The sequence below is a fragment of the Pseudomonas sp. SORT22 genome (assembly GCF_018417635.1).
Lineage (GTDB): Bacteria > Pseudomonadota > Gammaproteobacteria > Pseudomonadales > Pseudomonadaceae > Aquipseudomonas.
Genome location: NZ_CP071007.1, coordinates 3679661 through 3704994 on the forward strand (window position 1 = coordinate 3679661; position 25334 = coordinate 3704994).

22 protein-coding genes and 1 riboswitch are annotated in these 25334 nt (G+C 64.6%); of the genes, 15 read left to right on the forward strand and 7 right to left on the reverse strand.

The window, feature by feature from the left end:
* The first annotated feature begins 7 nt into the window (after positions 1–7).
* The 3 genes from argC to JYG36_RS16760 all read left to right on the forward strand — a co-directional run bounded on the left by argC (position 8) and on the right by JYG36_RS16760 (position 5272).
* Positions 8–940 (forward strand): N-acetyl-gamma-glutamyl-phosphate reductase, encoded by a 933-nt coding sequence (argC, locus tag JYG36_RS16750; protein ID WP_213601706.1) that lies wholly within the window; start codon positions 8–10, stop codon positions 938–940.
* Positions 941–1119: 179 nt separating this feature from the next.
* Positions 1120–3771 (forward strand): excinuclease ABC subunit UvrA, encoded by a 2652-nt coding sequence (locus JYG36_RS16755; RefSeq protein ID WP_213601708.1) that lies wholly within the window; start codon positions 1120–1122, stop codon positions 3769–3771.
* A 58-nt stretch (positions 3772–3829) separates the two neighbouring features.
* The gene (locus tag JYG36_RS16760) at positions 3830–5272 is read left to right on the forward strand and encodes a SulP family inorganic anion transporter (protein WP_213601710.1); all 1443 of its coding nucleotides are present in this window, start codon (positions 3830–3832) and stop codon (positions 5270–5272) included.
* 6 nt (positions 5273–5278) lie between these two features.
* Here the strand turns inward: JYG36_RS16760 and JYG36_RS16765 are convergent, their stop codons facing one another.
* Positions 5279–6130, reverse strand: a complete 852-nt coding sequence (locus tag JYG36_RS16765) for a CAP domain-containing protein (RefSeq protein ID WP_213601712.1) — start codon at positions 6128–6130, stop codon at positions 5279–5281.
* Between the two features lie 134 nt (positions 6131–6264).
* Here JYG36_RS16765 and JYG36_RS16770 point away from each other — a divergent pair, with 134 nt between their 5' ends.
* Entirely contained in the window at positions 6265–6879 is a 615-nt protein-coding gene (locus JYG36_RS16770; protein WP_093384391.1) for a cell wall hydrolase, read from the forward strand.
* Position 6880: 1 nt separating this feature from the next.
* On the opposite strand, the gene JYG36_RS16775 is transcribed toward JYG36_RS16770, so the two are convergent.
* Together JYG36_RS16775 and JYG36_RS16780 are read right to left on the reverse strand one after the other, a co-directional pair.
* Positions 6881–7576: a DUF1963 domain-containing protein gene (locus JYG36_RS16775; protein ID WP_213601714.1), complete on the reverse strand. Its 696-nt coding sequence runs from the start codon at positions 7574–7576 to the stop codon at positions 6881–6883.
* Positions 7577–7601: 25 nt separating this feature from the next.
* Positions 7602–8192 (reverse strand): TetR/AcrR family transcriptional regulator, encoded by a 591-nt coding sequence (locus JYG36_RS16780; RefSeq protein ID WP_213601716.1) that lies wholly within the window; start codon positions 8190–8192, stop codon positions 7602–7604.
* An 89-nt stretch (positions 8193–8281) separates the two neighbouring features.
* Between JYG36_RS16780 and JYG36_RS16785 the strand changes: the two genes are divergently transcribed.
* Positions 8282–8881 carry an NAD(P)H-dependent oxidoreductase gene (locus JYG36_RS16785; protein ID WP_213601718.1) on the forward strand — a complete coding sequence of 200 codons (600 nt, stop codon included), beginning with the start codon at positions 8282–8284 and terminating at the stop codon, positions 8879–8881.
* 6 nt (positions 8882–8887) lie between these two features.
* On the opposite strand, the gene JYG36_RS16790 is transcribed toward JYG36_RS16785, so the two are convergent.
* The gene (locus JYG36_RS16790) at positions 8888–9397 is read right to left on the reverse strand and encodes an RrF2 family transcriptional regulator (protein ID WP_045201334.1); all 510 of its coding nucleotides are present in this window, start codon (positions 9395–9397) and stop codon (positions 8888–8890) included.
* A 192-nt stretch (positions 9398–9589) separates the two neighbouring features.
* Between JYG36_RS16790 and JYG36_RS16795 the strand changes: the two genes are divergently transcribed.
* Positions 9590–10795 (forward strand): NAD(P)/FAD-dependent oxidoreductase, encoded by a 1206-nt coding sequence (locus JYG36_RS16795; protein WP_213601720.1) that lies wholly within the window; start codon positions 9590–9592, stop codon positions 10793–10795.
* Positions 10796–10800: 5 nt separating this feature from the next.
* Here JYG36_RS16795 and JYG36_RS16800 read toward each other — a convergent pair whose 3' ends face one another.
* The gene (locus JYG36_RS16800) at positions 10801–11694 is read right to left on the reverse strand and encodes a GNAT family N-acetyltransferase (RefSeq protein WP_213601722.1); all 894 of its coding nucleotides are present in this window, start codon (positions 11692–11694) and stop codon (positions 10801–10803) included.
* A 164-nt stretch (positions 11695–11858) separates the two neighbouring features.
* On the opposite strand from JYG36_RS16800, the gene JYG36_RS16805 reads away from it, so the two are divergent.
* The 3 genes from JYG36_RS16805 to JYG36_RS16815 all read left to right on the forward strand — a co-directional run bounded on the left by JYG36_RS16805 (position 11859) and on the right by JYG36_RS16815 (position 15882).
* Entirely contained in the window at positions 11859–12365 is a 507-nt protein-coding gene (locus JYG36_RS16805; RefSeq protein WP_045201262.1) for a sigma-70 family RNA polymerase sigma factor, read from the forward strand.
* A complete protein-coding gene (locus JYG36_RS16810; protein WP_045201261.1) occupies positions 12362–13345 on the forward strand; it encodes a FecR domain-containing protein in 984 nt (327 codons plus the stop codon). Before JYG36_RS16805 ends, JYG36_RS16810 begins: the two co-directional genes overlap by 4 nt.
* Positions 13346–13431: 86 nt before the next feature.
* The gene (locus JYG36_RS16815) at positions 13432–15882 is read left to right on the forward strand and encodes a TonB-dependent siderophore receptor (RefSeq protein ID WP_093384417.1); all 2451 of its coding nucleotides are present in this window, start codon (positions 13432–13434) and stop codon (positions 15880–15882) included.
* A 90-nt stretch (positions 15883–15972) separates the two neighbouring features.
* Here JYG36_RS16815 and thpR read toward each other — a convergent pair whose 3' ends face one another.
* The gene (thpR, locus tag JYG36_RS16820; protein WP_213601724.1) at positions 15973–16512 is read right to left on the reverse strand and encodes an RNA 2',3'-cyclic phosphodiesterase; all 540 of its coding nucleotides are present in this window, start codon (positions 16510–16512) and stop codon (positions 15973–15975) included.
* 245 nt (positions 16513–16757) lie between these two features.
* On the opposite strand from thpR, the gene lpxO reads away from it, so the two are divergent.
* The 4 genes from lpxO (at position 16758) to JYG36_RS16840 (ending at position 21351) form a co-directional block, all read left to right on the forward strand.
* Entirely contained in the window at positions 16758–17657 is a 900-nt protein-coding gene (gene lpxO / locus JYG36_RS16825; protein ID WP_045201333.1) for a lipid A hydroxylase LpxO, read from the forward strand.
* Between the two features lie 166 nt (positions 17658–17823).
* The gene (locus JYG36_RS16830) at positions 17824–18168 is read left to right on the forward strand and encodes a carboxymuconolactone decarboxylase family protein (RefSeq protein ID WP_045201258.1); all 345 of its coding nucleotides are present in this window, start codon (positions 17824–17826) and stop codon (positions 18166–18168) included.
* Positions 18169–18260: 92 nt separating this feature from the next.
* Positions 18261–18818, forward strand: a complete 558-nt coding sequence (locus JYG36_RS16835) for a GNAT family N-acetyltransferase (RefSeq protein ID WP_045201257.1) — start codon at positions 18261–18263, stop codon at positions 18816–18818.
* 76 nt (positions 18819–18894) lie between these two features.
* A riboswitch (cobalamin riboswitch) is annotated at positions 18895–19100 on the forward strand.
* Between the two features lie 109 nt (positions 19101–19209).
* Positions 19210–21351 (forward strand): TonB-dependent receptor, encoded by a 2142-nt coding sequence (locus JYG36_RS16840; protein ID WP_213601726.1) that lies wholly within the window; start codon positions 19210–19212, stop codon positions 21349–21351.
* A gap of 60 nt (positions 21352–21411) precedes the next feature.
* Here the strand turns inward: JYG36_RS16840 and JYG36_RS16845 are convergent, their stop codons facing one another.
* Positions 21412–22323, reverse strand: coding sequence for a LysR substrate-binding domain-containing protein (locus tag JYG36_RS16845; protein WP_045201255.1), 912 nt, complete (start codon positions 22321–22323; stop codon positions 21412–21414).
* Positions 22324–22422: 99 nt separating this feature from the next.
* On the opposite strand from JYG36_RS16845, the gene JYG36_RS16850 reads away from it, so the two are divergent.
* Together JYG36_RS16850 and JYG36_RS16855 are read left to right on the forward strand one after the other, a co-directional pair.
* Positions 22423–23514, forward strand: a complete 1092-nt coding sequence (locus JYG36_RS16850; protein ID WP_123567564.1) for a tartrate dehydrogenase — start codon at positions 22423–22425, stop codon at positions 23512–23514.
* A gap of 196 nt (positions 23515–23710) precedes the next feature.
* The gene (locus tag JYG36_RS16855) at positions 23711–25309 is read left to right on the forward strand and encodes a BCCT family transporter (RefSeq protein ID WP_052676557.1); all 1599 of its coding nucleotides are present in this window, start codon (positions 23711–23713) and stop codon (positions 25307–25309) included.
* Positions 25310–25334: the final 25 nt, after the last annotated feature.

The following is a 25334-nucleotide window of genomic DNA, read 5'->3' on the forward strand; positions in this document are numbered from 1 at the left end:
AGCCCCCATGCACCAGCCCCTGGTTTTTATCGACGGCGACCAAGGCACCACCGGCCTGCAGATCCACGCCCGCCTCAACGCTCGCAACGACCTGCGCCTGCTGACCCTGCCGGCGGGCGAGCGCAAGAACCTGCACCTGCGCGCCGAAGCCATCAACAGCGCCGACGTGGCGATCCTGTGCCTGCCCGATGACGCCGCCCGTGAAGCGGTGGCGGCCATCGTCAACCCGCAGGTGCGGGTGATCGACGCCAGCTCCGCGCACCGCACCACCCCGGGTTGGGTGTATGGCTTGCCGGAGCTGGATGAAGAGCAGGCCGAGCGCATTGCCCAGGCCAAGCGGGTCAGCAACCCAGGCTGCTACCCGACCGGCGCCATTGCCTTGTTGCGGCCATTGATTGGCGCAGGCCTGGTGCCAGCGGACTATCCGCTGACGGTGAACGCGGTATCGGGCTACTCCGGTGGCGGCCGGGCGGCGGTCGAACGTCATGAAGGGCCCGATGCACACACAGCCCAGGGCGTGCTGGTGTATGGCCTGCACCTGGACCACAAGCATGTGCCGGAGATCCAGCAGCATGCCGGTTTGTCGCAGCGGCCGGTGTTTGTGCCCAGCTATGGCAGCTACCGCCAGGGCATCGTCCTGACCATCGCCCTGCAGACCTGGTTGCTGCCGGCGGGCGTGAGCGCCGCGCGGTTGCAGGCGTGCCTGGCCGAGCATTATCACGGCGCCCGTTACGTGCAAGTGGCGCCGCTGCAGTCGGGCGCCTCGGCAGTACAACTGGACCCGCAAGCAGTCAACGACAGCAACGACCTGCACTTGGCGGTGTTTGCCAATGAAGAGCACGGCCAGGTATTGCTGACGGCGGTGTTCGACAACCTCGGCAAAGGTGCGTCGGGGGCGGCGGTGCAGAACCTGGAGCTGATGCTGGCGGCGATGGGCTGAGTAACGGGGCTGCTAGGCCAGTTCCCACAGGTCTGGTGCACACAGGACTATTGTGGCAGCCGGCCTTGCCGGCGATGGAGCGCGAAGCGGCCCCTCATTTGTTTGAAAATCGACGGCACTGGCGCCATGCTCGGCGGTCTGCCACTTACGCGGATCGCTCAGCAGGGAAGAATATCGTCATGTGTGCAAAACCAGTAGTCAGTGCCAACCCCGCCGGTTGTGTGCGGGTGCGCGGCGCCCGTGAGCACAACCTGAAGAATGTCGACGTCGACATTCCCCGCGATGCGCTGGTGGTGTTCACCGGGGTGTCGGGCTCGGGCAAGTCGTCGCTGGCGTTCTCCACCTTGTATGCCGAAGCCCAGCGTCGCTATTTCGAATCGGTGGCGCCCTATGCGCGGCGCTTGATCGATCAGGTCGGGGTGCCGGCAGTGGATTCCATCGAAGGCCTGCCGCCGGCGGTGGCCCTGCAGCAGCAACGCGGCACGCCCAGCGCGCGCTCGTCGGTCGGCAGCGTCACCACCCTGTCGAGCCTGATCCGCATGCTCTACTCGCGCGCCGGCAGCTACCCGGCCGAGCAGCCGATGCTGTTCGCCGAAGACTTCTCGGCCAATACCCCGCAAGGCGCCTGCGCCGAATGCCATGGCCTGGGCCGGGTGTTCGATGTCAGCGAGGCGTCGATGGTGCCCGACCCGTCGCTGAGCATCCGCGAACGGGCGGTGGCGTCCTGGCCCATGGCCTGGCAGGGGCAGAACCTGCGCGACATCCTCGTGACCCTCGGCTATGACGTCGACATCCCCTGGCGCGACCTGCCCCAGGCGCAGCGCGACTGGATTCTCTTCACCGAAGAAACCCCGACGGTGCCGGTGTACGCCGGCCTGACCCCGGCGCAAACCCGCCAGGCGCTCAAGCGCAAACTCGAACCCAGCTACCAGGGCACCTTCAGCGGTGCGCGGCGCTACGTGCTGCACACCTTCACCCATTCGCAAAGTGCGCTGATGCGCAAGCGCGTGTCCGCCTTCATGCGCGCCAGCCCCTGCCCGGCCTGCGCCGGCAAGCGTCTGAAAGCCGAGGCGCTGACGGTGACCTTTGCCGGCAAGGACATTACTGAGCTGTCGCGCCTGCCACTGCTTGACCTGGCCGAACTGCTCAAGACCGTCGCCAATACCGATTACCTCAAGCAGCCTGAAGAAGCCGGCGCTGTGCTCAGCCACGCGCAAACCCGACAGGCCCGCGAGCAACGCGCCGCCCGCGGCGACAACCCCCATGAAGGCGGTGCGGATGTGCGCCACACGCCCAACCTGTCGGTGGAAAAACGCCTGGCTGCGCAGCGCATCGCCGCCGAGTTGCTGGAGCGCATCAGCACCCTGATCGACCTGGGCCTGGGTTACCTGGACCTGGAACGCAGCACACCGACCTTGTCGTCGGGCGAGCTGCAACGCCTGCGCCTGGCCACCCAGCTCAACTCGCAGCTGTTCGGGGTGATCTACGTGCTCGACGAGCCCTCGGCCGGGCTGCATCCGGCTGATAGCGAAGCGCTGTTCACGGCCTTGCAGCGGCTCAAGCAGGCGGGCAACTCGGTGTATGTGGTCGAGCATGACCTGGACACCATGCGCCGCGCCGACTGGCTGGTGGACGTCGGCCCGGACGCCGGCGAGCACGGCGGCCAGGTGCTGTACAGCGGCCCGCCGGCAGGCCTGGCCAAGGTCGAGGCCTCGCGCACCCGCACTTACCTGTTCAACGAAAATCCCCCCCAGGTTCGCCCGCCGCGCACGCCCCAGGCATGGCTGCAACTTGAAGGCGTCACCCGCAACAACCTCGAGCAACTGGCGGTGGCCTTCCCGCTCGGCTGCTTCAGCGCGGTCACCGGGATTTCCGGCTCGGGCAAATCGAGCCTGGTCAGCCAGGCGCTGCTCGACCTGCTCGGCGAGCACCTGGGCCAGGCCCGCAGTCAGGAGGATGTCGCAGAACAGAGCCTGGAAGACCCACCCGAACAAACCAGCGACGGCTGGATCAGCGCCGGCCTTGAGCATATCCGCCGCCTGGTGCCGGTGGACCAGAAGCCCATCGGCCGCACGCCGCGCTCGAACCTGGCGACCTACACCGGCCTGTTCGATCACGTGCGCAAGCTGTTTGCGGCAACGCCCGATGCACAAGCCCAAGGTTTCGATGCCGGGCAGTTCTCGTTCAACGTCGCCAAGGGCCGCTGCGAGACCTGCGAAGGCGAAGGCTTTGTCAGCGTCGAGCTATTGTTCATGCCCAGTGTCTATGCGCCCTGCCCGACCTGCCATGGCGACCGCTACAACCCCCAGACCCTGGCCATCACCTGGCAAGACTTGAACATCGCCCAGGTACTGCAACTGACCGTCGACCAGGCCAGCCAGCGCTTTGCCGAACAGCCAGCGATCAGCCGCGCCCTGCGGGTGCTGCAGGACATCGGCCTGGGTTATTTGCGCCTGGGCCAGCCGGCCACCGAGCTGTCGGGCGGCGAAGCCCAGCGCATCAAGCTGGCCACCGAGCTGCAACGCCTGGCCCGCGGCGCCACCCTCTACGTGCTGGACGAACCCACCACCGGCCTGCACCCGCAGGACATCGACCGTTTGCTGGTGCAACTGCAGCGCCTGGTCGAGGCCGGGCACACGGTGATCGTGGTCGAGCACGACATGCGCGTGGTGGCCCAGAGCGACTGGGTGATCGATATCGGCCCCGGGGCCGGTAGCGCCGGCGGCAAGGTGGTGGTCAGCGGGCCGCCAGCGCAGGTGGCGGCGTGCAAGGACAGCCACACGGCGGGATTCCTCGCCAGGGCGCTGGCTTGCGATCGGCAAATTACGTAGCATCCTGCGCTTTTTGCCCCGGCAGCACCCCGCTGCCGGGCCGCTCTTCAGGTAAGTCATGAGAACAACCCCGCTACGCGCCGATGTCCTGGCAGGACTCACCACAGCCTTCGCCCTGGTGCCCGAGTGCATCGCCTTCGCCCTGGTGGCGCACCTCAACCCGTTGATGGGCCTGTATGGCGCCTTCATCATCTGCACCCTGACCGCCCTGCTCGGCGGGCGCCCGGGGATGATTTCCGGCGCGGCCGGGTCCATGGCCGTGGTCATCGTCGCCCTGGTGGTCACCCACGGCGTGCAGTACCTGCTGGCGACGGTGCTGCTCGGCGGGCTGATCATGATCGCCTTCGGCCTGCTGCGCCTGGGCAAACTGGTGCGCATGGTGCCGTATTCGGTGATGCTCGGCTTCGTCAACGGCCTGGCGATCATCATTGCCCTGGCCCAGCTTGAGCACTTCAAGGCCGATGGCGCCTGGCTCAGCGGTGCACCGCTGTACCTGATGCTGGGGCTGGTGGCCCTGACCATGGCGATTGTCTACCTGTTGCCGCGCCTGACCCGCAGCGTGCCGCCGGCGTTGATCGCCATTCTCGGCGTCGGTGCCGGCGTCTACCTGCTCGACCTGCCGACCCGCACCCTCGGCGATCTTGCCCACATCGCCGGCGGCCTGCCGGCCTGGAGCTGGCCGCAGGTGCCGTGGAACCTCGAAACCCTGCAGGTCATCGCCCCCTACGCACTGCTCATGGCCCTGGTCGGCCTGCTGGAAACCCTGCTGACCCTGAACCTCACCGATGAAATCACCGAGACCCGCGGCCACCCCGACCGCGAATGCGTAGCCCTGGGCGTGGCCAACATGACCAGCGGGCTGTTCGGCGGCATGGGCGGTTGCGCGATGATCGGCCAGACCGCCATCAACCTGAGCTCCGGCGGCCGAGGGCGGCTGTCGGGGGTGGTCGCCGGGGTGATGATCCTGATGTTCGTGCTGTTCCTGTCTCCGCTGATCGAGCGCATTCCGCTGGCAGCGCTGGTCGGGGTGATGTTCGTGGTGGCCCAGCAGACCTTTTCGTGGGCGTCGTTGCGGGTGCTGCACAAGGTGCCGGTCAACGATGTGCTGGCGATCATCGCCGTGACCCTGGTCACGGTGTTTACCGACCTTGCCACTGCGGTGCTGTGCGGCATCGTCATCGCCGCGCTCAATTTTGCCTGGCAACAGGCCCGTGAGCTGTATGCCGACAGCCACGACGAAAGCGACGGCAGCAAGCTGTACAAGGTCCACGGCACCCTGTTCTTCGCCTCGACCACGCCGTTCCTCAACCAGTTCGACCCGGCCAATGACCCGGCCCAGGTGACCCTCGACTGCCGTCACCTGAACGTTGTCGACTACTCGGCGATCGCCGCGCTCAAGACCCTGCGCGAGCGCTATAGCAACAACGGCAAGCACCTGCGCGTGGTGCACCTGTCCGAACGCTGCAAGCAATTGCTCAAGCGCGCCGGGCTTGAGCACTAGGGCGGTTTACGGCGCGCCGAACATCGCTGTCCAGTAGATCCCGGCGTCGCTTTTGGGGTCGACCGCATAAGCTGCGCCCAGCTCGCTGAACTGCGGGTTCATCAGGTTGGCGCAGTGGCCGGGGCTGGCCAGCCAGCCATCGACCACCTTGCGCGGGGTGTCCTGGCCGGCGGCGATGTTCTCGCCGACCTGCTGGCCGGCATACCCGGCAAGCTCGGCGCGATCCCCCGGAGTGCGACCGTCGCGGTCCTTGTGATCGAAGAAGTTGTTGTTGGCCATGGCCCGCGTGTGGCTTTCGGCGGCGCCGGCCAGGGTAGTGTTCCAGGCCAGCGCCGTGGTCGCATTGAACGCTTGGCCGCCGCACTGGCGGGCCTGGCTACGCGCTGTGTTGATCATCTCCAGGACCTTCTGCCCTTCGGCCTGCCAGTCGCCCAGGCGCCCGGCCAGCAGCGGCCGCGCCAGCACGATGCGCCAGTCGCGGCCCTCGCGGCTGACGCCGACATCAACGAACTGCGGGTCGAGTACCACCTGGCAGAAGCTTTCGCGCACCGCCTGCATCGCCGCCTGCGCATCGCGCGGCCCGGACAGGCTGATGGCCTGGACGTTGACCATCGGGTAGCTGTTTTGCGCCAAAGCCTCGCGCAGGTCGCCCATGCTGTTGGCCGGCAGCATCAGGCGCGGGTCGCTGGCCAGCGGCGGCAGCTCCATCGACCCCTGGCCTGCGCAACGCTGGGCCTGGCTGCGGTAGGCGTTGATCGACTCGATCAGCTGCGACTCGTCGCTGGCCTGGGCGGTCACGCTAAACGCCAGGCCCAGCGACAACAACGCCAGCGGTGCAACAGGTGAAGTGACGCGCATGGAAATCTCCCTTGAACGGACTGCGTAGATGATGCCCGAAGTTGCCCGTCGTCTGACAGCGGGAATGTTTTGAGCGCGGCGCGGTCGACCCTGTAACGGGAAGTTCTACTCCCAGGCCAATCAAAGGTTCGAGCATGCGCCTGCTAACAATTGCAACTTGCCTGGTACTGACGTTTTCCAGCGCCCTGACATTGGCGGCCGACTCCAAGGCCCAGGTGGCCGAAGAAAAAGCCCAGGTGCTGGAGCAAAAAGCTGCCAGCAACCCCGATGCCCCACCCGCGCCCAAATCCCAAGCCATCACCAAGACCGAAGTCCAGGCCGTCGACCCGGCTGGTGCAGCCGCGCTGGATGATGCCATCACCTGCCTGGCGCGCAGCATCTACTGGGAGTCCAAGGGCGGCGAATCAGCCGACATGGAGGCGGTGGCCAATGTGGTGATGAACCGGGTTGGCCACGCGGGCTTTCCCGATTCGGTCTGCGGCGTGGTCAAGCAGGGCTCGGAGACCGGCGCCTGCCAGTTCTCCTGGTGGTGCGATGGCCGCTCGGACGCTGTTCAGGAAGAGGTGCGCTACACCCTGGCCAAGGAAATAGCGCGCAAGGCGCTTAACAAACAACTGCCGGATCGCACCGGTGGCGCCCTGTACTTTCACGACCGCCATGTGCGCCCCGACTGGTCGAAGACCTTTGCCCGAACAGCCGAGACCAGCGAGTTTCTGTTCTACAAGCCGCGCAACGGCGAGTCGCACTAGCTCAATAGAAGTCGTAGTAGATCGTCCACTCGCCGCTGTCGCGGTGCTTGAAGAACATCAGGCTGCCGCTGTCGATCACGTTGAGGTTGATCTTGGCATCGGATGAGACCTGGAAGACGAACTCAAAGCCGTCGCCCGGGTCCACGCCCGACTGACAGAACGACGGATAGCCGCCAATCTTGTGCTCGTAGGCGTGGGTGATGACCTCGTAGTAGCACTCGATGTCCCCTGCCTGTTCGAGCTTGACGATCTCGGTGACCAATTCATCCGGCACACCGCCGCCGTCCCACAGCGGATAGTCCTCGGCGAGTTTTTCAGCGCGCAGCGGGAAGGCCTTGAGAAAGGAGTTGGCGACCGGCAGGTCCTTGCGCACCAGCTCGTCGTCGGCGCGGTATTCGCGGATCAGCCAGTTGTTGCCCATGGGCTCGAATTCATCCGGGAACGGGTAACCGACGAACAGGGTGAGAACGCGGATGTCCTTGAGCAGCGGGCTGCTGAACGGCAGGCTCGGCAGGTGGAACTGGGCCACGGGCAACAAGGGCTCGCCAGCGGCGTTGGTCGGTACGCCTTCGTCGGGGCCGTAGAGGAAGACCCGGCCGAGCCAGCTTTCTTCATCGCTGTCGGTCGGGCGAAAGCCGCCGGCGAAAAAGCGCATGGCGGGTTTGGCCAGGCGTTGTTTGATTTCTTGAATGTCCATATTTTCTTCCTTGTCGCGATGCAATTTAACTGCGCAGCACCATCGCCTTGATGGTTTCGAACAATTCGCGCTGCGCCTGCTCGGCGCTAATTTCAGCATTCGCCGCCGCATGCGACAACGCCTCCGCCGCGCCGATCATCGCCCGCAATCCGGCCACGGCAATCGCGCCGCTGGCACTGAACGGCGCCAGCAGCGCCCGGCATTTTTCCATGAACACTGCCTCGTACTCGCGCTTGATCTGTTCAAGCTCTGGCGAGCTGGCCAGCGCAGCAATCACTCCGGGTATCTCCCGGCCCTGGGTCAACACGCAGTCGACGTAGCGATTGGCAAGCACTGCAGCGCTGCTCTCAAGCGTCGGCTCGCAGGCGGCCAGGGCGGCGTCCATCACCGCAGCCTGGCGCTCGTCGTAACACTGGTACAACGCCGCCAGCAAGCCTGAGCGGGTACCAAAATGGTCATACACCACCGGCTTTGTAACCCCGGCCAATTCCGCCAGTCGGCCCAGGGTCAGTGCCTCGGTACCCTCTTCGCGGACCAGGCGCCAGGCCACCTCAAGCAGTTGTTGCTGACGGTCTTCGCGCGACAGACGCCGACGAGGTTGCGGATCGCTTGACATGCTTACCTACCAAAAGTAACTTACCAAAAGTAACTTACGCCCAGCTTACAAGTTTCACCCTTTCCCCGCAATCCGCAGGAGCCCTTGCCATGCACGCGCTTGTTGTTGTCGCTCATCATGACCCGCAGTCACTCACCCACAGCCTGGCCGCCAAGGTGGTCGAAGGCCTGGCACAAAACGGCCATAGCGCCGAGCTCGCCGACCTGTTCGCCGAAGGTTTCAACCCGGTGTTCGCCGCCGCCGACCACGCGGTTCATCACCGCACCGCAGCACCTGGCGCCGATGTGCTGGCCGAGCAGGCGCGCATCGACCGCAGCGATGCGCTGGTGCTGGTGTTTCCGGTGTATTGGTGGTCGATGCCGGCGCTGCTCAAAGGCTGGATCGACCGGGTATTCAGCAATGGCTGGGCGTTCGACTTCAGCACCGAAGCGCCGATGGTAAAAATGCTGGGCCGCTTGAACGTGCACCTGGTGGGCGTTGGCGGCGCCGATGCGGCAACCTTCAGCAAGCATGGCTACGGGCAGGCGATGAAGACCCAGATCGATCACGGCATCTTCGATTATTGCGGCGCCCGCGTGGTGAGCTCGACCCTGCTGCTGGAATCGGAAAGCGCCGACCCCGGCGCCCACCTGCAGCGCATGTTCGAGCACGGCCGCAGATTGTTCACCGAGGTCGCCGAACCCGCCTGAAGTGCCTTACTTGCTGTCGCGGCGCTCGTTGATCCACTTCACCACCTGGGTGGAAAACTCCGCCGGTGCCTTGCGCCCCAGGCGCCGCGACAGGTCGAGGATAGTCTGCTGGGCCAGGGCTTCTTCCATGCGTTTTTGTGCGGTGAGCATCACCGCGTGAATGGCGCAGGTGCCATCGATGGCCCAGGCCGGCGGCGCGCCGTCGAACAGCGTGCAGCGGTCACGCACGTCGCGGCAATCGAAGATCGCCTTGTGCCCGTCGATGGCCGTGACGATATCCAGCACGGTGATTTCATCCGCCGGCCGGGCCAGCCGGAAACCACCCCGCACACCCTCGGTGGCCACCACCAGCCTGGCCTTGGCCAGCTTGGTAAAGACCTTGGCCAGGTATTCATGGGGCACCCCCTGCAACTCGGCCAGGTCACGCACGCTGGCTTCCCGGCTTTCGCCCAGGTCGTCGACCAGAAACAGCAGGCAGTGCAAGCCGTACTCGACGCCGGCGCTATACAGGGACATGACCATCTCCGACTTGATTTGTCGCCAATACTAGCAGTTCATCCTGACCACCAGCAAATCCAAGGCTTAACGCATAGGCATTAAGAAAATGCTTGCACCATTTAACTACGACCAATACAGTCGTAGTTATCCGGTGCGGGCAACAACACCCTGCGTCCGGCAAACAACAGCCCTTTTTTCTCGGAGCAGAACATGAAACAGCACATCCTGATCATCGGCGCCGGCTTCGGCGGTATGTGGAGCGCCCTCAGCGCCAGCCGCCTGCTGGACCAGCACGGGCGCAACGATGTCACTGTCAGCGTGCTCGCACCGCAAGCCGAACTGCGCATCCGCCCGCGCTTCTACGAAACCGCTGTGCAGCAGTTGAAAGCGCCGCTGGCCGAGCTGTTTGCCGCGGTGGGGGTGAACTTCATCCAGGGCGCGGTGGACCAGATCGATGTGGCCGAAAAGCGCGTCGGCTACCGCGACGGTCAGGGCCGTCCGCAGGTGCTGGGCTACGATCGGCTGGTCATGGCCAGCGGTAGCGGTGTGGTCCGCCCAGCGCTGGCCGGGCTTGAGCAGTACGCCTTCGACGTCGACCAGATCGAATCGGCCAGCCGCCTGGAGCAGCACATCGAAGCCCTGGCCCTGCGGCCTGCATCAAAGGCGCGCAATACCGTGGTAGTGGCCGGCGGCGGCTTCACCGGCATCGAGACCGCCACCGAAATGCCCGCCCGCCTGCGTGCGGTGCTCGGCGAAGATGCCCAGGTGCAGGTGATCATCGTCGATCGCGGCAACAAGATCGGCGCCGCCCTGGGCGAAGGCATCAGCCCGGCGATCATCGAAGCCTGCACGGCGCTGGGGGTGGAGTGGCGCCTGAATGCCTCGGTGGCTGGCGTCGATGCCGACGGCGTGACCCTCGCCGACGGCCAGCGCATCGAGGCCGCCACCGTGGTCTGGACCGTCGGCGTGCGCGCCAGCGCCCTCACCGCACAAGTCCCGGGGCAACGCGATGGCCATGGCCGCCTGCATGTCGATGACAACCTCAAGGTCATTGGCCAAGAGCATGTATTCGCCACCGGTGACGTGGCCTACGCCGCCACCGACGACCTGGGCAACCACGCCTTGATGACCTGCCAGCACGCCATCGCCCTGGGCCGCCACTCGGGCAACAACGTCGCCGCCGACCTGCTTGGCGTCGAGCCGACGCCATACCGCCAGCCCAAGTACGTCACCTGCCTGGACCTGGGGGCCTGGGGCGCGGTGTACACCGAGGGCTGGGAGCGTGAGGTGAAGCTGATCAAGGACGACGCCAAAGCCCTCAAGCAGCAGATCAACTCGGTGTGGATCTACCCGCCCGCAGCCGATCGGGCGGTTGCCCTGGCGGCGGCCGATCCGCTGATTCCGGTTGTGGCCTGAACGGCTCAGGCGTGTGACAGCAACGGGAACATCAGCCGGGCGTCTTCGATGAATTGGCCGGCCTGGCCGAGCACGAACAGGCTGTCATCCGACACCAGCGGCTGCGCCTCGAAGCCGCTGCTATCCAGCGGCGCAAACCCCAGCACCACCCGGGTGGTCTGGGGTGTGCTCAGTTCTGCAATCAGTGCCTGCAGGTCGAGCGCACGCCTTGCGAACACCTCATAGAGCGTCATCACCCCGTCGACGATTTCCATCACCACATAGGCCTGCAGCGCTGGCGAGTAGTGAACGCAGTCTTTGAAAAACGACGTGCAATAGAACATCGTCTGGTCAGGGTTGCTGCGCATCGCCAGGCGTGCAACGGGCACGGCACTGTCAACCGCGCTGATGAAGCGCTGGCGCTCGAGCAGGTCGTCCATGTCGACCCGGTGGAAGCTGCAAGGCCTGTACGGTGGGGTTAGCGCCGCGCTGTATTCATGTTCGAGCACCCGCGCAAAACCGAATTTCGGGTAGTAATCCAGCACCGTGTCGTTGGCAAACAGGTAGATCAGTTCGCACTGGCCCTGCCATCTGTCCAGCACCCGCTCCAGCAACACGCGGCTCAGGCCCTGGCCGCGATACTCCGGTGCGACCATCACCGTGCCCAACTGGATGCCACGCCTGGGTTCGCCGAGCACATCAAAATGCATCAGGTTGACCGAGATGTTGGCCACGATGCGCCCGTCATGGGCCAACGCCCACGGCTGGTAGCCTTCGCCCCAATAGCCATCCTGGTACCACTGTTCGAAATCAAATTCGAAGGTCTGGTGGGTCAAGGCGTTGAAGCTGGCGCGCAGCCGGGTATCGTCCTTGAAGTTTTCCAGCAGGCTGAACTGCTGGCCTGCGATCGACAGGTCCATGCGCATTTCTCTTGGTTTTTGTCTGGCCGCCACCCTATTACTGCGGCCAGGAACAATCTGTAGGTAAATTGTAAAGCGGGCCGGACGCGGGTGATTGCACCTTGCCTCTCCGCACAGGTAAGATTGAGAACGATTCACACTCACACCTTCGGGAACGCCAACCGGTGCCAACCTCTTCCACCCGCAAGCTGGGCTTCTTTTTCAGCGACCATCACCGGTGGCTCCTGCAGCATATCCATAAGCGCCTGCGCAACCGCGCCGACGCCGAAGACACCGCCGCCGAGACCTTCTGCCAGATGCTCGCCGCCCAGGTCGACCCGGCCAGCATCCAGCAGCCGCGCGCCTACCTGTCGACCATCGCCCGCCGGCTGATCTTCGACCGCCATCGTCGGCGCCAGCTGGAGCTGGCCTACCTGGAACGCTTGTCGGCGCTGCCCGAGCCCCTGGCGCCCTCCCCCGAAGAGCAACTGCTGCTGATCGAGGCGCTGGTGAGCATCGACCAGGTGCTCGACGGCCTGCCGATGATCGTCAAGGCCACCTTCCTCTACAGCCAGCTCGACGGCATGAGCTACGTCGATATCGCGCGCAAGCTCGACATCTCCGAGCGCACGGTCAGCCGCTACATGAAGCAGGCCCTGAGCCAGTGCTACCTCAGCGAGCTGGCGCCATGAGCCAGCGCCGCCTCGAGCCCAGCGCCGAAGCCGCTATCGACTGGATGGTGCGCCTGAGTTCGGGCAACACCGACGCCCAGGTGCACAGCGAGTTCAGCCAGTGGCTGGGCAGCGACCCGGCCCACGCCCAGGCTTGGGCGCGCTTGCAGGAGCGTCTGGGTGGCGCCTGCCAGACCGTGCGCAACTTCGAACGCCGCGCCCCGGGCCAGGCCGGTGAGGCGCGCCAATTGCTGCTGCAAACCAACGGCTCGCGGCGCGAGCTGCTGCGTGCCTTCGTCGGTATCGGTGTGCTCGGCGGCGGCCTGTGGCTGGGCGCGCGCAGCGAGGTCGGCCAAGAGCTGCTGGCCGATTTGCGCACCGCCAAGGGCGAGCGCCGCGACTTTACCCTGGCCGATGGCAGCCGCCTGAGCCTGAACGCCGGCAGCGCCGTCGACTTGCAGTTCGATGGCCAGCAGCGCTTGGTGATATTGCGCCGTGGCGAGCTGATCATCCAGGTCGCCGCCGACCCGCTACGGCCGTTACGGGTGCGCAGCGCTCAGGGCGAAATGCGCGCCCTGGGCACGCGCTTTCTGGTCAGCCAGCAAGCCCAGGCCACGCGCCTGGTGGTGCTTGAGCACTCAGTGCGCGCGCGGCTGTTCAACGGCAGCGAGCTGGACGTGCAGGAAGGCCAGGCCGCGCTGCTCGGCGGCGAACGCATCGAAGCCCTGGGCAACGGCGAGCGCCAACGCGCCGACTGGCTCAGTGGGCGCCTGAACGTGCTGGATGACTCCCTCGAGTCGGTGGTCGAGGCGCTGCGCCCCTACTACCGCGGCTTTGTCCGGGTCGAACCCGAGGTGCGCGGGCTGCGCGTGCAAGGGGTATTCCCGCTGGACGAACCGCAACGGGCCTTCGCCGCACTGGCTGAAACCCTGCCGCTCACGGTCGATCACTACAGCCCGTGGCTGACGTTGATCGGGGCGAAAACCCCGGCGCAAAAATAATTTATGCAAATCACTCGTATTTGTGTCCGGTTTTCATTTCTCATTGCACCTATCTCCTGACACGCCAACATAATCAGGAGAATTCCGTGCTCAACCCTTGGTCCCACGCCCTTCCTGTCGCCGTGGCCCTGGCCACGCTGGCCAGCGCCGCCCAGGCCCAGGAACAGGCCCTGAGCTTCAACCTGCCCGCCGCCGCCCTGGCCAGCACCGTCAATGCCATCGCCAGCCAGAGCGGGCGCATCGTGTCCCTGGACCCGGCGCTGGTACAAGGCAAGCAGGCACCGGCGATCGTCGGCCGGATGAGCGCCGTGCAGGCCATGCAAAAGGCCCTGGCCGGCAGCGGCCTGCAGTTGCTGGTCACCGAACAGGGCAACTTCAGCGTGCTGCCGAGCATCGACGCCGGCAACGCCCTGGAGCTGGGTGCGACCAATATCAACGGTATCGGCAGCGGTCTGGACCCAGCCACCACCGAGGGCACCGGCTCCTATGCGGCGCGGGCCACGACCATTGGCAAGGGCAGCCATACCCTGCGGGAAATCCCTCAGTCGGTCACGGTCATGACCCGCCAGCAGATGGACGACCAGAACATCGTCGACCTCAAGGACGCGGTCAACCAGACCACCGGCCTGGTCGGCCTGCAGGGCGTGGGCCCGGGCCTGATCATTACCTCGCGCGGTTTTCAGATCGACGACTGGCAATACGACGGCGTGGCGATCCCGCGCAACAACTATTCGCTGGGCAACTGGGCGACCCAGGACCTGATCTTCTTCGACCGCATGGAAGTACTGCGCGGCTCCTCCGGCCTGCTGCAAGGCACCGGCAGCCCGGGCGGCGCCGTCAACCTGGTGCGCAAGCGCGGCCAGGCTGCGCCCACCGTGACCGTCACCGGCAAGGCCGGCAGCTGGGACCACTACGGCCTGCAACTGGACGCCGGCGGCCCGTTGAACGATGCCGGCACCGTGCGCGGGCGCTTCGTTGCCGACGAGGACCAGAGCGATTCGTTCGTCGACTACGAATGGAGCAAGACCCACTCGCTGTACGGCGCGCTGGACTTTGACCTGAACGAGGCCACCACCCTGGGCCTGGCGATCAGCCAGTCCAATGCCGAGTCGCGGCCGATGCTGCGCGGCCTGCCGCGCTATGTCGATGGCAGCGGTCTGGATGTATCGCGCTCGACCTTCACCGGCTCGCGCTGGAACCACCTGGAGATCGACGTCACCACCCTGTACGCCGACCTCGAGCACCGCTTCAACGACGACTGGAAATTCCACGTTGGCGCCATTCGCATGAGCGAGACCAACAAGTCGACCCACCAGCGGGTACAAAGCACCGGCGACGGCATCAACCTTGACGGCAGCGGCCTCACCTATGCCGACTGGATCACCGATTTCGACTCCACCAAGGTCGGTGTCGACATGAACCTGGTGGGCAAGTTCGACGCCTTCAACTTCGAGCAGGAACTGACCCTGGGCGGCAACTACTCGAAACTGACCACCGATGACCGCTTTGCCCGCGCCTTCAATCCCACCAGCGACAGCATCTTCGGTATCGACCATCATCGCCCGGAAATCAGCACCGAAAGCCTGCTGGCACAACGCACCGGGCGGGGCCTGACCGGCGCCTACGACATTCGCCAGAAAGGCCTGTATGGCGCCTGGCGGGTCAAGCTGGCAGAGCCGTTGACCCTGGTACTCGGTTCGCGGGTCAGCTGGTTCGACTACCGCTATGATTCGAGCGACTACTTTGGCGGCACCGGTGTCGTCTCTGTCAACCCGACCAGCACCATGACCGAAAGCGGCGAGGTTACCCCGTACGCCGGCATCATCTACGACCTAAGCCGCGAATGGTCGCTGTATGCCAGCTACACCGACGTCTTCGTACCCCAGACCGAACGTGCAGTCGGCGGCGCGGCGCTCAAGCCGATCATTGGCAGCAACTATGAAATGGGCATCAAGGGCGAACTGCTCGATGGCCGCGTCAACACCTCGCTGGCGGTGTTCCGCTACGACCAGGAAAACCGCGCGATCACCGACGTTGCCTCAGGCTTTGCCTGCGATGACTGGTACTGCTCCACCGCCGCCGGCAAGGTGCGCAGCCAGGGTATCGAGGCCGAAGTCAGCGGCGAAGTGCTCAGCGGCCTGCAGCTGTTTGCCGGCTACACCTACAACACCACCACCTACCTCGACGACCCGGACAACAAGGGCAAGGTGTTCAGTACCTGGACGCCCAAGCACATGTTGCGCATGTGGGGTAACTACCAGCTGCCGGGTGACTGGAGCAAGGCCAGCGCCGGTCTGGGCTTTACCGCGCAAACCCATACCCTGGGCTACGAGCACACCTACGACGTGCCCGGCTACGCCGTGTGGAACGCGCGTCTGGCGTACCAGCTGACGCCGGAAGTGGGCCTGGCGCTGAACGCCAACAACCTGTTCGACAAGCACTACTACATCGCTGCCTACAACCAGCTCAACGGCAACAACAACTTCGGCGACCCGCGCAACTTCACCTTCAGCGTGAAGTACACGCCGCAGTTCTAGGTAGTCAGTGCTGGCCCTGTCGCGGGTCAAGCCCGCTCCTACAGGTTTGAGGTGATCTCTGTGGGAGCGGGCATCAATCAGGCAACAGCGCTACAACGGCCACTGCGCCAGCGGCCAGTACTGCCCCTTGCGCGATTCGAACAAGCTGAAGTGCCGCGCGCGCAGGATAAATTCTGCCGGCACCAGCGCTTCGGGCTCACTGCCACGGTAGTCGCGGGCCAGTGTCAGGTGCGGGCGGTAGTCCCGTGGGTCCTCGGTAAAACCCAGCGCCAGCATCGCCTGCTGCAGGGCATACGCCAGCTGGCGCAACGCCGCCGGCGTCTGGCTTGGCACCAGCACCAGCGCCTTGGCCGGGCGCCACACCTGCAAACGGTCGAGCACCACTGTCAGGGGTTCGCCGGCCACCTTCACGCCCGCTGCGGCGGCCAGAATCGCCGGTAACTGCGCAGTGCCCGCCACACCGACGAACATCAACGTCAGGTGAAAGTTCGCCGACGGCACCGGTCGCGCGCTTTCCAGTTCCAGCTCGCTGCGCCAGCGGGCAATCGCCCGGCGCTGTTGCGGTGCGCAATCGAGGGCAAAAAACAGCCGCTTGAACGGCTCACCGGTATCGCCATTGCCTGGGTCCATGCCTCGTCATCCTGTGCGTTTTGGGGTTGTTGAGACTCTACCGCCAGTTACGCCATGGCGGCGAGGACTGGAATTCTCACGAACTTATCTGCGTTAGCCACCCGCTGAATCGTTCACGCAAACACTTGCGCCTAGCACTATGGTCGGACACATAACCGGTAACAATTACTACAAACCGTGATCACGATTGTTTATGCTGGCCGGCTTATGCCATGGCGCATCGCCACATCGACAAGTATCCGCCCATGAAAATCTTCTTCGTTTTACTGTTTGTTTTCTCGATTGCCTACGTTCATTTCAGAGGCAAAGTCAGGCACAAAGTCACCCGCCAGCTGGGTGATCACTCAAGCTTCCTGGCCCCGGTCAACGTCTTTCTGTACCTGTTCTCCAAGCTGCCGGCCAAACCGTACCTGCCGGTCGAGTCGTTCCCCGAGCTCAAGCCGTTGCAGGACAACTGGCAGGAAATTCGCGCCGAAGCCCAGCAACTGCTGCACGTCGGCGAAATCAAGAGTTCGCAGAACTACGACGACGTCGGCTTCAACTCGTTCTTCAAAAGCGGCTGGAAGCGCTTCTACCTGAAGTGGTACGGCGAGAGCCACCCGTCGGCAATGAAGCTGTGCCCGCGCACCACCGAGTTGCTGCAGGGCATCGGCACGGTCAAGGCGGCGATGTTCGCCACCCTGCCGCCGGGCTCCAAGCTGGTGCGCCACCGCGACCCCTATGCCGGCTCGTACCGCTACCACCTGGGCCTGGATACACCCAATGACGACGGCTGCTACATCTGCGTCGACGGCCAGAACTACGCCTGGCGCGATGGTGAAGGGGTGATTTTCGACGAGACCTACATCCACTACGCCTCGAACCAGACCGAGCACAACCGCATCATCCTCTTCTGTGACGTCGAGCGCCCGCTCAAGTACCGCTGGGCCACGGCGTTCAACCGCTGGTTCAGCAAGAACGTGATGGCAGCCGCGGCGGCGCCGAACGATGCCGGCGACAAAACCGGCGGCATCAACCGCCTGTTCACCCGCATCTACAAGATCCGCGAACGCGGCAAGGCCCTGAAAAAACGCAACCGCACCCGCTACTACCTGGAAAAATGGGCAGTGGTGGCGGCCTTGGTGCTGGTGTTCATCTACATCTGATTCAGACCGCTGTCGCTGGCAAGCCAGCTCCTTGTAGGAGCGGGCTTGCCCCGCGATGGCACCCCTGCCAAAGTCCTGCCTTTCCCCGACCATCGACCAACGGCGCCCCGCCGGCAAAAAAACTAGCTTCACTGTTCTAGTTGCCAACCACACCAAGGTGAAGACAATGAGCATGATGGACTGGGATGCCTACCGTAAGCAGTTGATGGCCGGCATCGGCGATCTCAAGCAACTCTCTCCCGACACGGTCAACGGCTACATGACCGCCAGCGGCGCCGGGGCCAAGACCAACCACCTGGATGCCAAGACCCGCGAGCTGATCTCGCTGGCCGTGGCGGTCACCACCCGCTGCGACGGCTGCATCGCCGTGCATTCGGCCCAGGCGGTCAAGCACGGCGCGAGCCGCGAGGAAATCGCCGAAGCCCTGGGCGTGGCCGTGGCCATGAACGCCGGGGCGGCGCTGGTGTACTCGGCGCGGGCACTGGATGCCGTGGGCAAGGCCGGGCAGTAAGGCCGACCCTGAGTGCGCGGCCTGCGCCGCGCCTCACCCACTTCCTGGCGTTTTCGCATAAGCTAGCGGGCGAACCGTTTCCAGGACACCCCATGATCCACATCCGCCCCATGACCGCCGCTGACTTCGAGCTCTTCTGGCCGACCTTCCAGGCCATTGTCAGCGCCCGCGAAACCTACGCATTCGACCCGGCCATGAGCCAGGAGCAAGCCCGCCAGCTGTGGCTCGACGCACCGTTGCAGACCCTGGTGGCCGAAGAAGATGGTGTGCTGCTCGGTTCCTACTTTCTCAAGGCCAATGCCGCCGGCCCCGGCAACCATGTCAGCAATTGCGGCTACATGGTCTGCGACGCCGCCCGTGGCCGCGGCGTAGCGCGCTTGATGTGCGAACACTCGCAGCGCCTGGCGCGGCAACTGGGTTTCCTGGCCATGCAGTTCAACTCGGTGGTGTCCAGCAACGAGGTGGCGGTGGCCTTGTGGCAGAAGCTCGGCTTTGCCATCGTCGGGCGCTTGCCCAACGCCTACCGGCATGCGCGCCTGGGGCTGGTGGACAGCCTGGTGATGTACAAGTGGCTTGAGGAGCCGAAGCAGCCAATGCTGATCGGGCGCAAGAACATCGAGGCGGTGGTGTCGCGCAAGCGCGGGCGTTGAATCGATAGTGGCGATGCGCTGGCGAACTGATCTGCTCATTTGCCCAAGCCGTTGACTGCAAAGGTTTTCGGTGTTCAGATGCGCGCCAGTTTCAGGTGTCCTGCGCCGCCGTGCGCAGGGTGAAACGGGAAGCCGGTGCGTCATGCAAATGACTAGTCCGGCGCTGCCCCCGCAACGGTAAGCGAGCGAAGCCTTCGAAACACCACTGTGCCCTGGCATGGGAAGGTGAAGGCCTTCATGACCCTCGCAAGCCCGGAGACCGGCCTGAAGCTTCTGTTTGGCAACCCCGCGGTGGGCGGGCGCAGGCCGGTTGGCGTCCGCCTGCGCGTGCGCCATGCCTCCATGCGTTGTTCCCTCCGGGATTCATTCTTCCTGTTGACTGTGGAACGACATGTCCCGTACTTCCAAGCTTCACACCCTGGCGGCCAATGCCCTGGCCCCCTGCCTGGCCTTCTCTGCGCCAGCTTTCGCCGATGACCCCAGCCCCTCTGCGCTGGCCCTGCCCTCGACGGCCATCACCAGCAGCAGCGACAACGAATCCGTCAGCCTGGCCACCCCGCTGCCCGCCGGCTCGCGCCTGAACCTCAGCGCCATGGACACCCCGGCCAGCACCAGCAGCCTGGGCAGCGAAGCCATCGACGGGCGCAACAACCTCACCGTGCAGGATGCCGTGACGCGCTCGCCGGGCATCACCTCGGTGGCCACCCCGGGCAACGGCAACACGGCGCTGTCGGCCCGTGGCTTCAGTGGCCACGGTGCGGTGATGACCCTGTTCGACGGCGCGCGGATGTACACCGGCGCCGGCACCCAGAGCTTCCCGGTCGACCCGTGGATGATCGAGCGCATCGACGTGATCCGCGGCCCGGCCTCGGTGCTGTACGGCGAAGGCGCCACGGGTGCGGTGATCAACGTGATCCCGAAAAAGCCCTTTGCCGGCGAGATCCGCAACCACCTGCGCCTGGGCTACGGCTCTTACGACCGCCAGCAACTGGGCCTGGACAGCGGCGGTTCGCTGAGCGAGCGGCTGAGCTACCGGGTGACCCTCAACCGCCAGCAAAGCAACGGCTGGATCGACCGTGGCGACTCGAAGAACCTGGCCATGAGCGCCGCCCTGCGCTTCGATGCCAGCGACGACCTGAGCTTCACCCTGGCCCACGAGCGCGGCGACGCCGAACCGATGAACTACTTCGGCACGCCGCTGATCGACGGCCACTACCGCGACAGCCTGAGCAAGAAGAACTACAACCTCAAGGATTCGGCCCAGCACTACCACGACGAGTGGACGCGCTTTAACACCGACTGGAGCATCAGCGACTCGATCAGCGCCAGCAACCAGCTCTACTACCTCAAAAGCCGCCGGCACTGGCGCAACGCCGAGGACTACAGCTGGAACAGCGGCGTTGGCCAGCTTGAGCGTGGCAGCTACCTGGAGATCAAGCACGACCAGGAACAGCTCGGCGATCGCCAGAGCTTCACCTTCGACCACTCGCTGTTTGGCCTGGCCAGCAAGACCGTGGTCGGCGCCGAGTACAACCGCATTCGTTTCGGCATCGACAGCAACTCGCCGTACAACGACATCGGCGGCGATTTCGTCGACCCGTGGCAGCCGGCGCCGGGCTACTTCCACAGCGCCAGTCCGACCCGCGCGCAAACCGACAGCACCACCCGCACCTTCGCCCTGTTCGCCGAGAACCGCACCCAGTTGTCGGAGCGCTGGTCGCTGGTCACCGGCATTCGTCGCGACCAGAACCACATTGACCGCAACAACCTGGTCAACGACACCCGCAGCGACCGCAGCCTCAATGGCGGTAACTGGCGCGCCGGCCTGGTGTTCGCGGTGAATGAGCAACTGAGCCTGTACGGCCAGTACTCCACCAGCGAGGATGGCGTCAGCGACCTGGTGACCCTGAGCCCGACCCAGCAGCAGTTCGACCTGACCGAAGCCAAGCAGACCGAGTTCGGCCTCAAGCAGCTGTTCTGGGACGGCCGTGGCGAGTGGACCCTGGCGGCTTATCACATCGTCAAGAAGAAGCTGCTGGTCGACAACCCCGACACCCACCAGAAAGAACAGGCCGGCCAGCAGACCTCCGATGGCCTGGAAGCGACTCTGGAACTGGCCCTGGCCAACCAGTGGCATGTTTCGGCCAACGCCTCGGTGGTACGCGCCAAATACGACGACTTCGACCAGGTAGTGAACGGCCAGAGCGTTTCCCGCGCCGGCAACCGCCCAAGCAACGTGCCACGGCGCACCGCCAACCTGTGGGTCAGCAAGGGCTTTGGCGACGACGTCGATGCCGGCCTGGGCCTGCGTTATGTCGATGAGCGCTATGCCAACACCGCCAACTCCCAGAGTGTGCCGGGCTTTACCGTGGTCGATGCCAACCTGGGCTGGCAGGTGCTGCCGGATGTGCGCCTGGGCTTGCAGTTGAATAACCTGCTGGACCGGCGTTATGCGGCCACCGCGCATAGCGGCGAGCAGTGGTTGATGGGGCAGCCGCGGTCGTATTTTGCGACGCTGGATTACACGTTCTGAGGTGAGGCCATCGCGGGGCAAGCCCGCTCCTACACAGGCTGTGGGAGCGGGCTTGCACCGCTAATCCGGCAAGCTATAGCGCTCGGCAAAGTACTGGCGGAAAAACTCCACCGCCACCCGCACCTTGGCCGAGCTGGCCAAGGGCGAGGTGTACACCGCCCAGATGTCCGCCGGCTGGTGATACTCCGCCAGCACCTGCACCAGGCGCCCGTCGGCCAGGCTGTCGTGCACATCCCACCACGAGCGCAGCAAAATCCCGCGGCCATCCAGGCACCACTGGTGCGCCACTTCGCCGTGGTTGCTCGACAGGCTGCCGGTCACCCGCACGCTCTCCTCGCCATTGGGCCCTTGCAGCTGCCAGACACCAAACGGGTGGTCGCGCTCCTTGATCACCAGGCAATCATGGCTGGCCAGCTCGGCCAGCACCCCGGGCGTGCCGCGCCGGGCCAGGTAGGCCGGCGAGGCACACAGCACCCGGCGGTTCCGGGCCAGCGGCTTGGCAATCAGGTTGGGGGCGATGGCATTGCCGACGCGGATGTCCAGGTCGACGCCCTCTTCGATCAGATCCACCAGGCGGTCATGCACGTCCAGGCGTACATCCAGGCGCGGGTAGCGCTCGGCCAGCTCCGACAGCGCCGGGGCGACGAAGCGCCGGCCCAGGCCCAGGCTGCTGGCAATCCGCAGCTGGCCCACCGGCTCGCGGTGCTGGGCGCTGATGTCGTCGCCCATGCGCTGCACCGCATCGAAAATCTGCTGCGCCCACTGGTACACCCGCTCGCCCTCCTCGCTCACTGTCACCCGCCGGGTGGTGCGGTGCAGCAGGCGCACTTCAAGGGTTTGCTCCAGCACGCGGATGCGCTTGCTGATGAACGCGGCCGACATGCCGAGTTCTTCGGCCACCGCCGCGAAGCTCGCGCGCTTGGCCACCTGAAGGAAGATATTGAGGTCGTCGAGGCTGGGAAGATTATTCACAATGCGTGCACTAAGAATCCATGAATCACGAGATTATCTCTGAATCCTGCCCTTATAGCATGAGCCGCACCTGTTCCCTAGACAACGAGTGCGCCCCTCATGAGCAAGACTTTCAGAATCGCCGCAATTCCCGGTGACGGCATCGGCAACGAAGTCCTCCCCGAAGGCATCCGCGTGGTCGAGGCCGCCGCGCGCAAGCATGGCCTGGACATCAGCTTCGAGTTCTTCGAATGGGCCAGCTGCGACTACTACCTGGCCCACGGCAAGATGATGCCGGACGACTGGTTCGAGCAGCTCAAGGATTTCGACGCCCTGTATTTCGGTGCAGTGGGCTGGCCCGACAAAGTCCCGGACCACATCTCGCTGTGGGGCTCGCTGCTGAAGTTTCGCCGCGACTTCGACCAGTACGTGAACATCCGCCCGGTGCGCCTGTTCCCTGGCGTGCCCTGCCCGCTGGCTGGCCGTGAGCCGGGCGATATCGATTTCGTGGTGATCCGCGAGAACACCGAAGGCGAATACTCGTCCCTGGGCGGGCGCATGTTCGAAGGTACCGCCAACGAGTTCGTGCTGCAGGAGTCGGTGTTCACCCGCCGTGGTGTCGACCGTATCCTCAAGTACGCCTTCGAGGTGGCGCAAACCCGCGAGCGCAAGCACGTGACCTCGGCGACCAAGTCCAACGGCATGGCCGTGAGCATGCCCTACTGGGACGAGCGCACCGCAGCCATGGCTGCCAATTATCCGGACATCACCTGGGACAAGCAGCACATTGATATCCTCTGCGCCCGCTTCGTGCTGCAGCCGGATCGCTTCGACGTGGTGGTGGCCTCGAACCTGTTCGGCGACATCCTCTCCGACCTCGGCCCGGCCTGCGCCGGCACCATCGGCATCGCGCCATCGGCCAACCTCAACCCCGAGCGCAAATTCCCGTCGCTGTTCGAGCCGGTGCACGGTTCGGCCCCGGACATCTACGGCAAGAACATCGCCAACCCGATCGCGATGATCTGGTCGGGCGCGCTGATGCTCGAGTTCCTTGGCAACGACGGCGCCGACCCGCGCTACCGCGCCGCCCACGACGACATCCTCAAGGCCATCGAGCAGGTCATTGCCGCCGGCGACACCACCCGCGACATGGGCGGGCAGAAGTCGACCCAGCAAGTCGGCGAAGCCATCAGCGCGCTGATCGAAGGTTGAGGACCAGGGGCCGATTGTCAGAATTGTCTGACAAAACGGCCCCTTGGCTCTTGCGGGTGAAGCGGATTATCTGCAGAATCTGTTAACCAAAAGATTCACGTTAACCATTAGTTAACATAGAAGCAGGGAGTGCTGCCGCAACACCCCGGAGTGCCTGCCGGGTATAGCTAAGAACGCCAACGTCCAGGAGACGATGATGTCGCACAAAAATAAAAAGATAGATGTGTTCCTGATTACCGTGAGTTTGATTGCCGTGCTGCTCACTGTCATCGGCCTTGCAGCCTTCCCGGGCGAAGCCGAGCACGCGGCCAACCAGTTGTTCGAACTGTCGACCCGGACCTTCGGCACCAGTGTCCAGGTGCTGGTGTTCGGCAGCTCGCTGGCGGTGCTGTACCTGGCCTTCAGCAAGTACGGCAACATCCGCCTGGGCAGTGGCAAACCCGAGTACGCCACCGCCACCTGGGTGTTCATGTTCATCTGCGCCGGCATGGGTTCCTCGACCCTGTACTGGGGCGTGATGGAATGGGCCTACTACTACCAGACCCCTGGCCTGAACATCGCCGCCGCTACCCCCAAGGCGCTCGAGTACAGCATCAGCTACTCGTTCTTCCACTGGGGCGTCAGCGCCTGGTCGATCTATGCCCTGGCCTCGCTGGCCATGGCCTATCACTTTCATGTACGCAAGAAGAGCGGCCTGAACCTGGCCTCGATCGTTGAAGCGGTGACCGGCTTCAAGGCCACCGGCCCGGTCGGGCGCAGCGTCGACCTGATCTTTTTGCTGACCATGATGGGCGCACTGACCGTGTCGCTGGCGCTCACCGCCTCGACCCTGACCCGCGGCCTGCATGACCTGGCCGGCACCCCGGACACCTTCACCGTGCAACTGCTGGTGATCGGTGCGGTGGCGGTGATGTTCTCGCTCAGCTCCTACATCGGTATCGATGGCGGCCTGCAGCGCCTGAGCAAGATGGTCTGTATCGGCGCCCTGGTGTTTGCCCTGGTGGTGCTGCTGGTCGGCCCGACCCAGTTCACCATCAACAACACCGCCAACTCGATTGGCCTGATGATCCAGAACTACGTGCACATGAGCCTGTTCACCGACCCGGCCGGCGATGGTGCCTTTACCCGCAACTGGACGGTGTTCTACTGGCTCTGGTGGGTGTCCTACGCGCCAGGCGTGGCCATGTTCGTGACCCGCGTATCGCGCGGCCGGCAAATCAAGGAAGTGGTCATGGCCCTGCTGCTCGGTGGCAGCTTCGGTTGCTGGTTCTTCTTCGGTGCGCTGGAAAGCTACAGCATGCACCAGTTCATCACCGGCGCCGTCGACGTGCCGAAGATGCTCAGCGAACAAGGCGGCGAATCGGCGGTGACCCATCTGCTGCTGGCCTTGCCGTGGGGCCAGGTGTTCCTGGGCGTGTACCTGTTCATCATGGCGATCTTCTGCGCCTCGCACATGGACGCCGCCGCCTATGCCGTGGCCGCCACCAGCACCCGCAACCTGCGCGAAGGCGACGACCCGACGCCGACCCACCGCCTGTTCTGGTGCGTGGTGCTGACCCTGGTGCCGCTGGCCATGCTGTTCGCCAAGGCCTCGTTGTCGACCATGAAGACCGCCGTGGTGCTCACCGCCATCCCGTTCATGGTGATCCTGCTGGTAAAGATCTACGGCTTCTTCAAATGGATGATCGAAGACTACGGCCAGGTCCCGGCCTACCGCATCGAGGAAGAAGCGGCGCGCATGGCCGGTGAAGAACCGGCGCAAAAAGCCCCGCGCAGCGCCGCCGCAGTGCACTGATCACACACCTGTGGGAGCGGGCTTG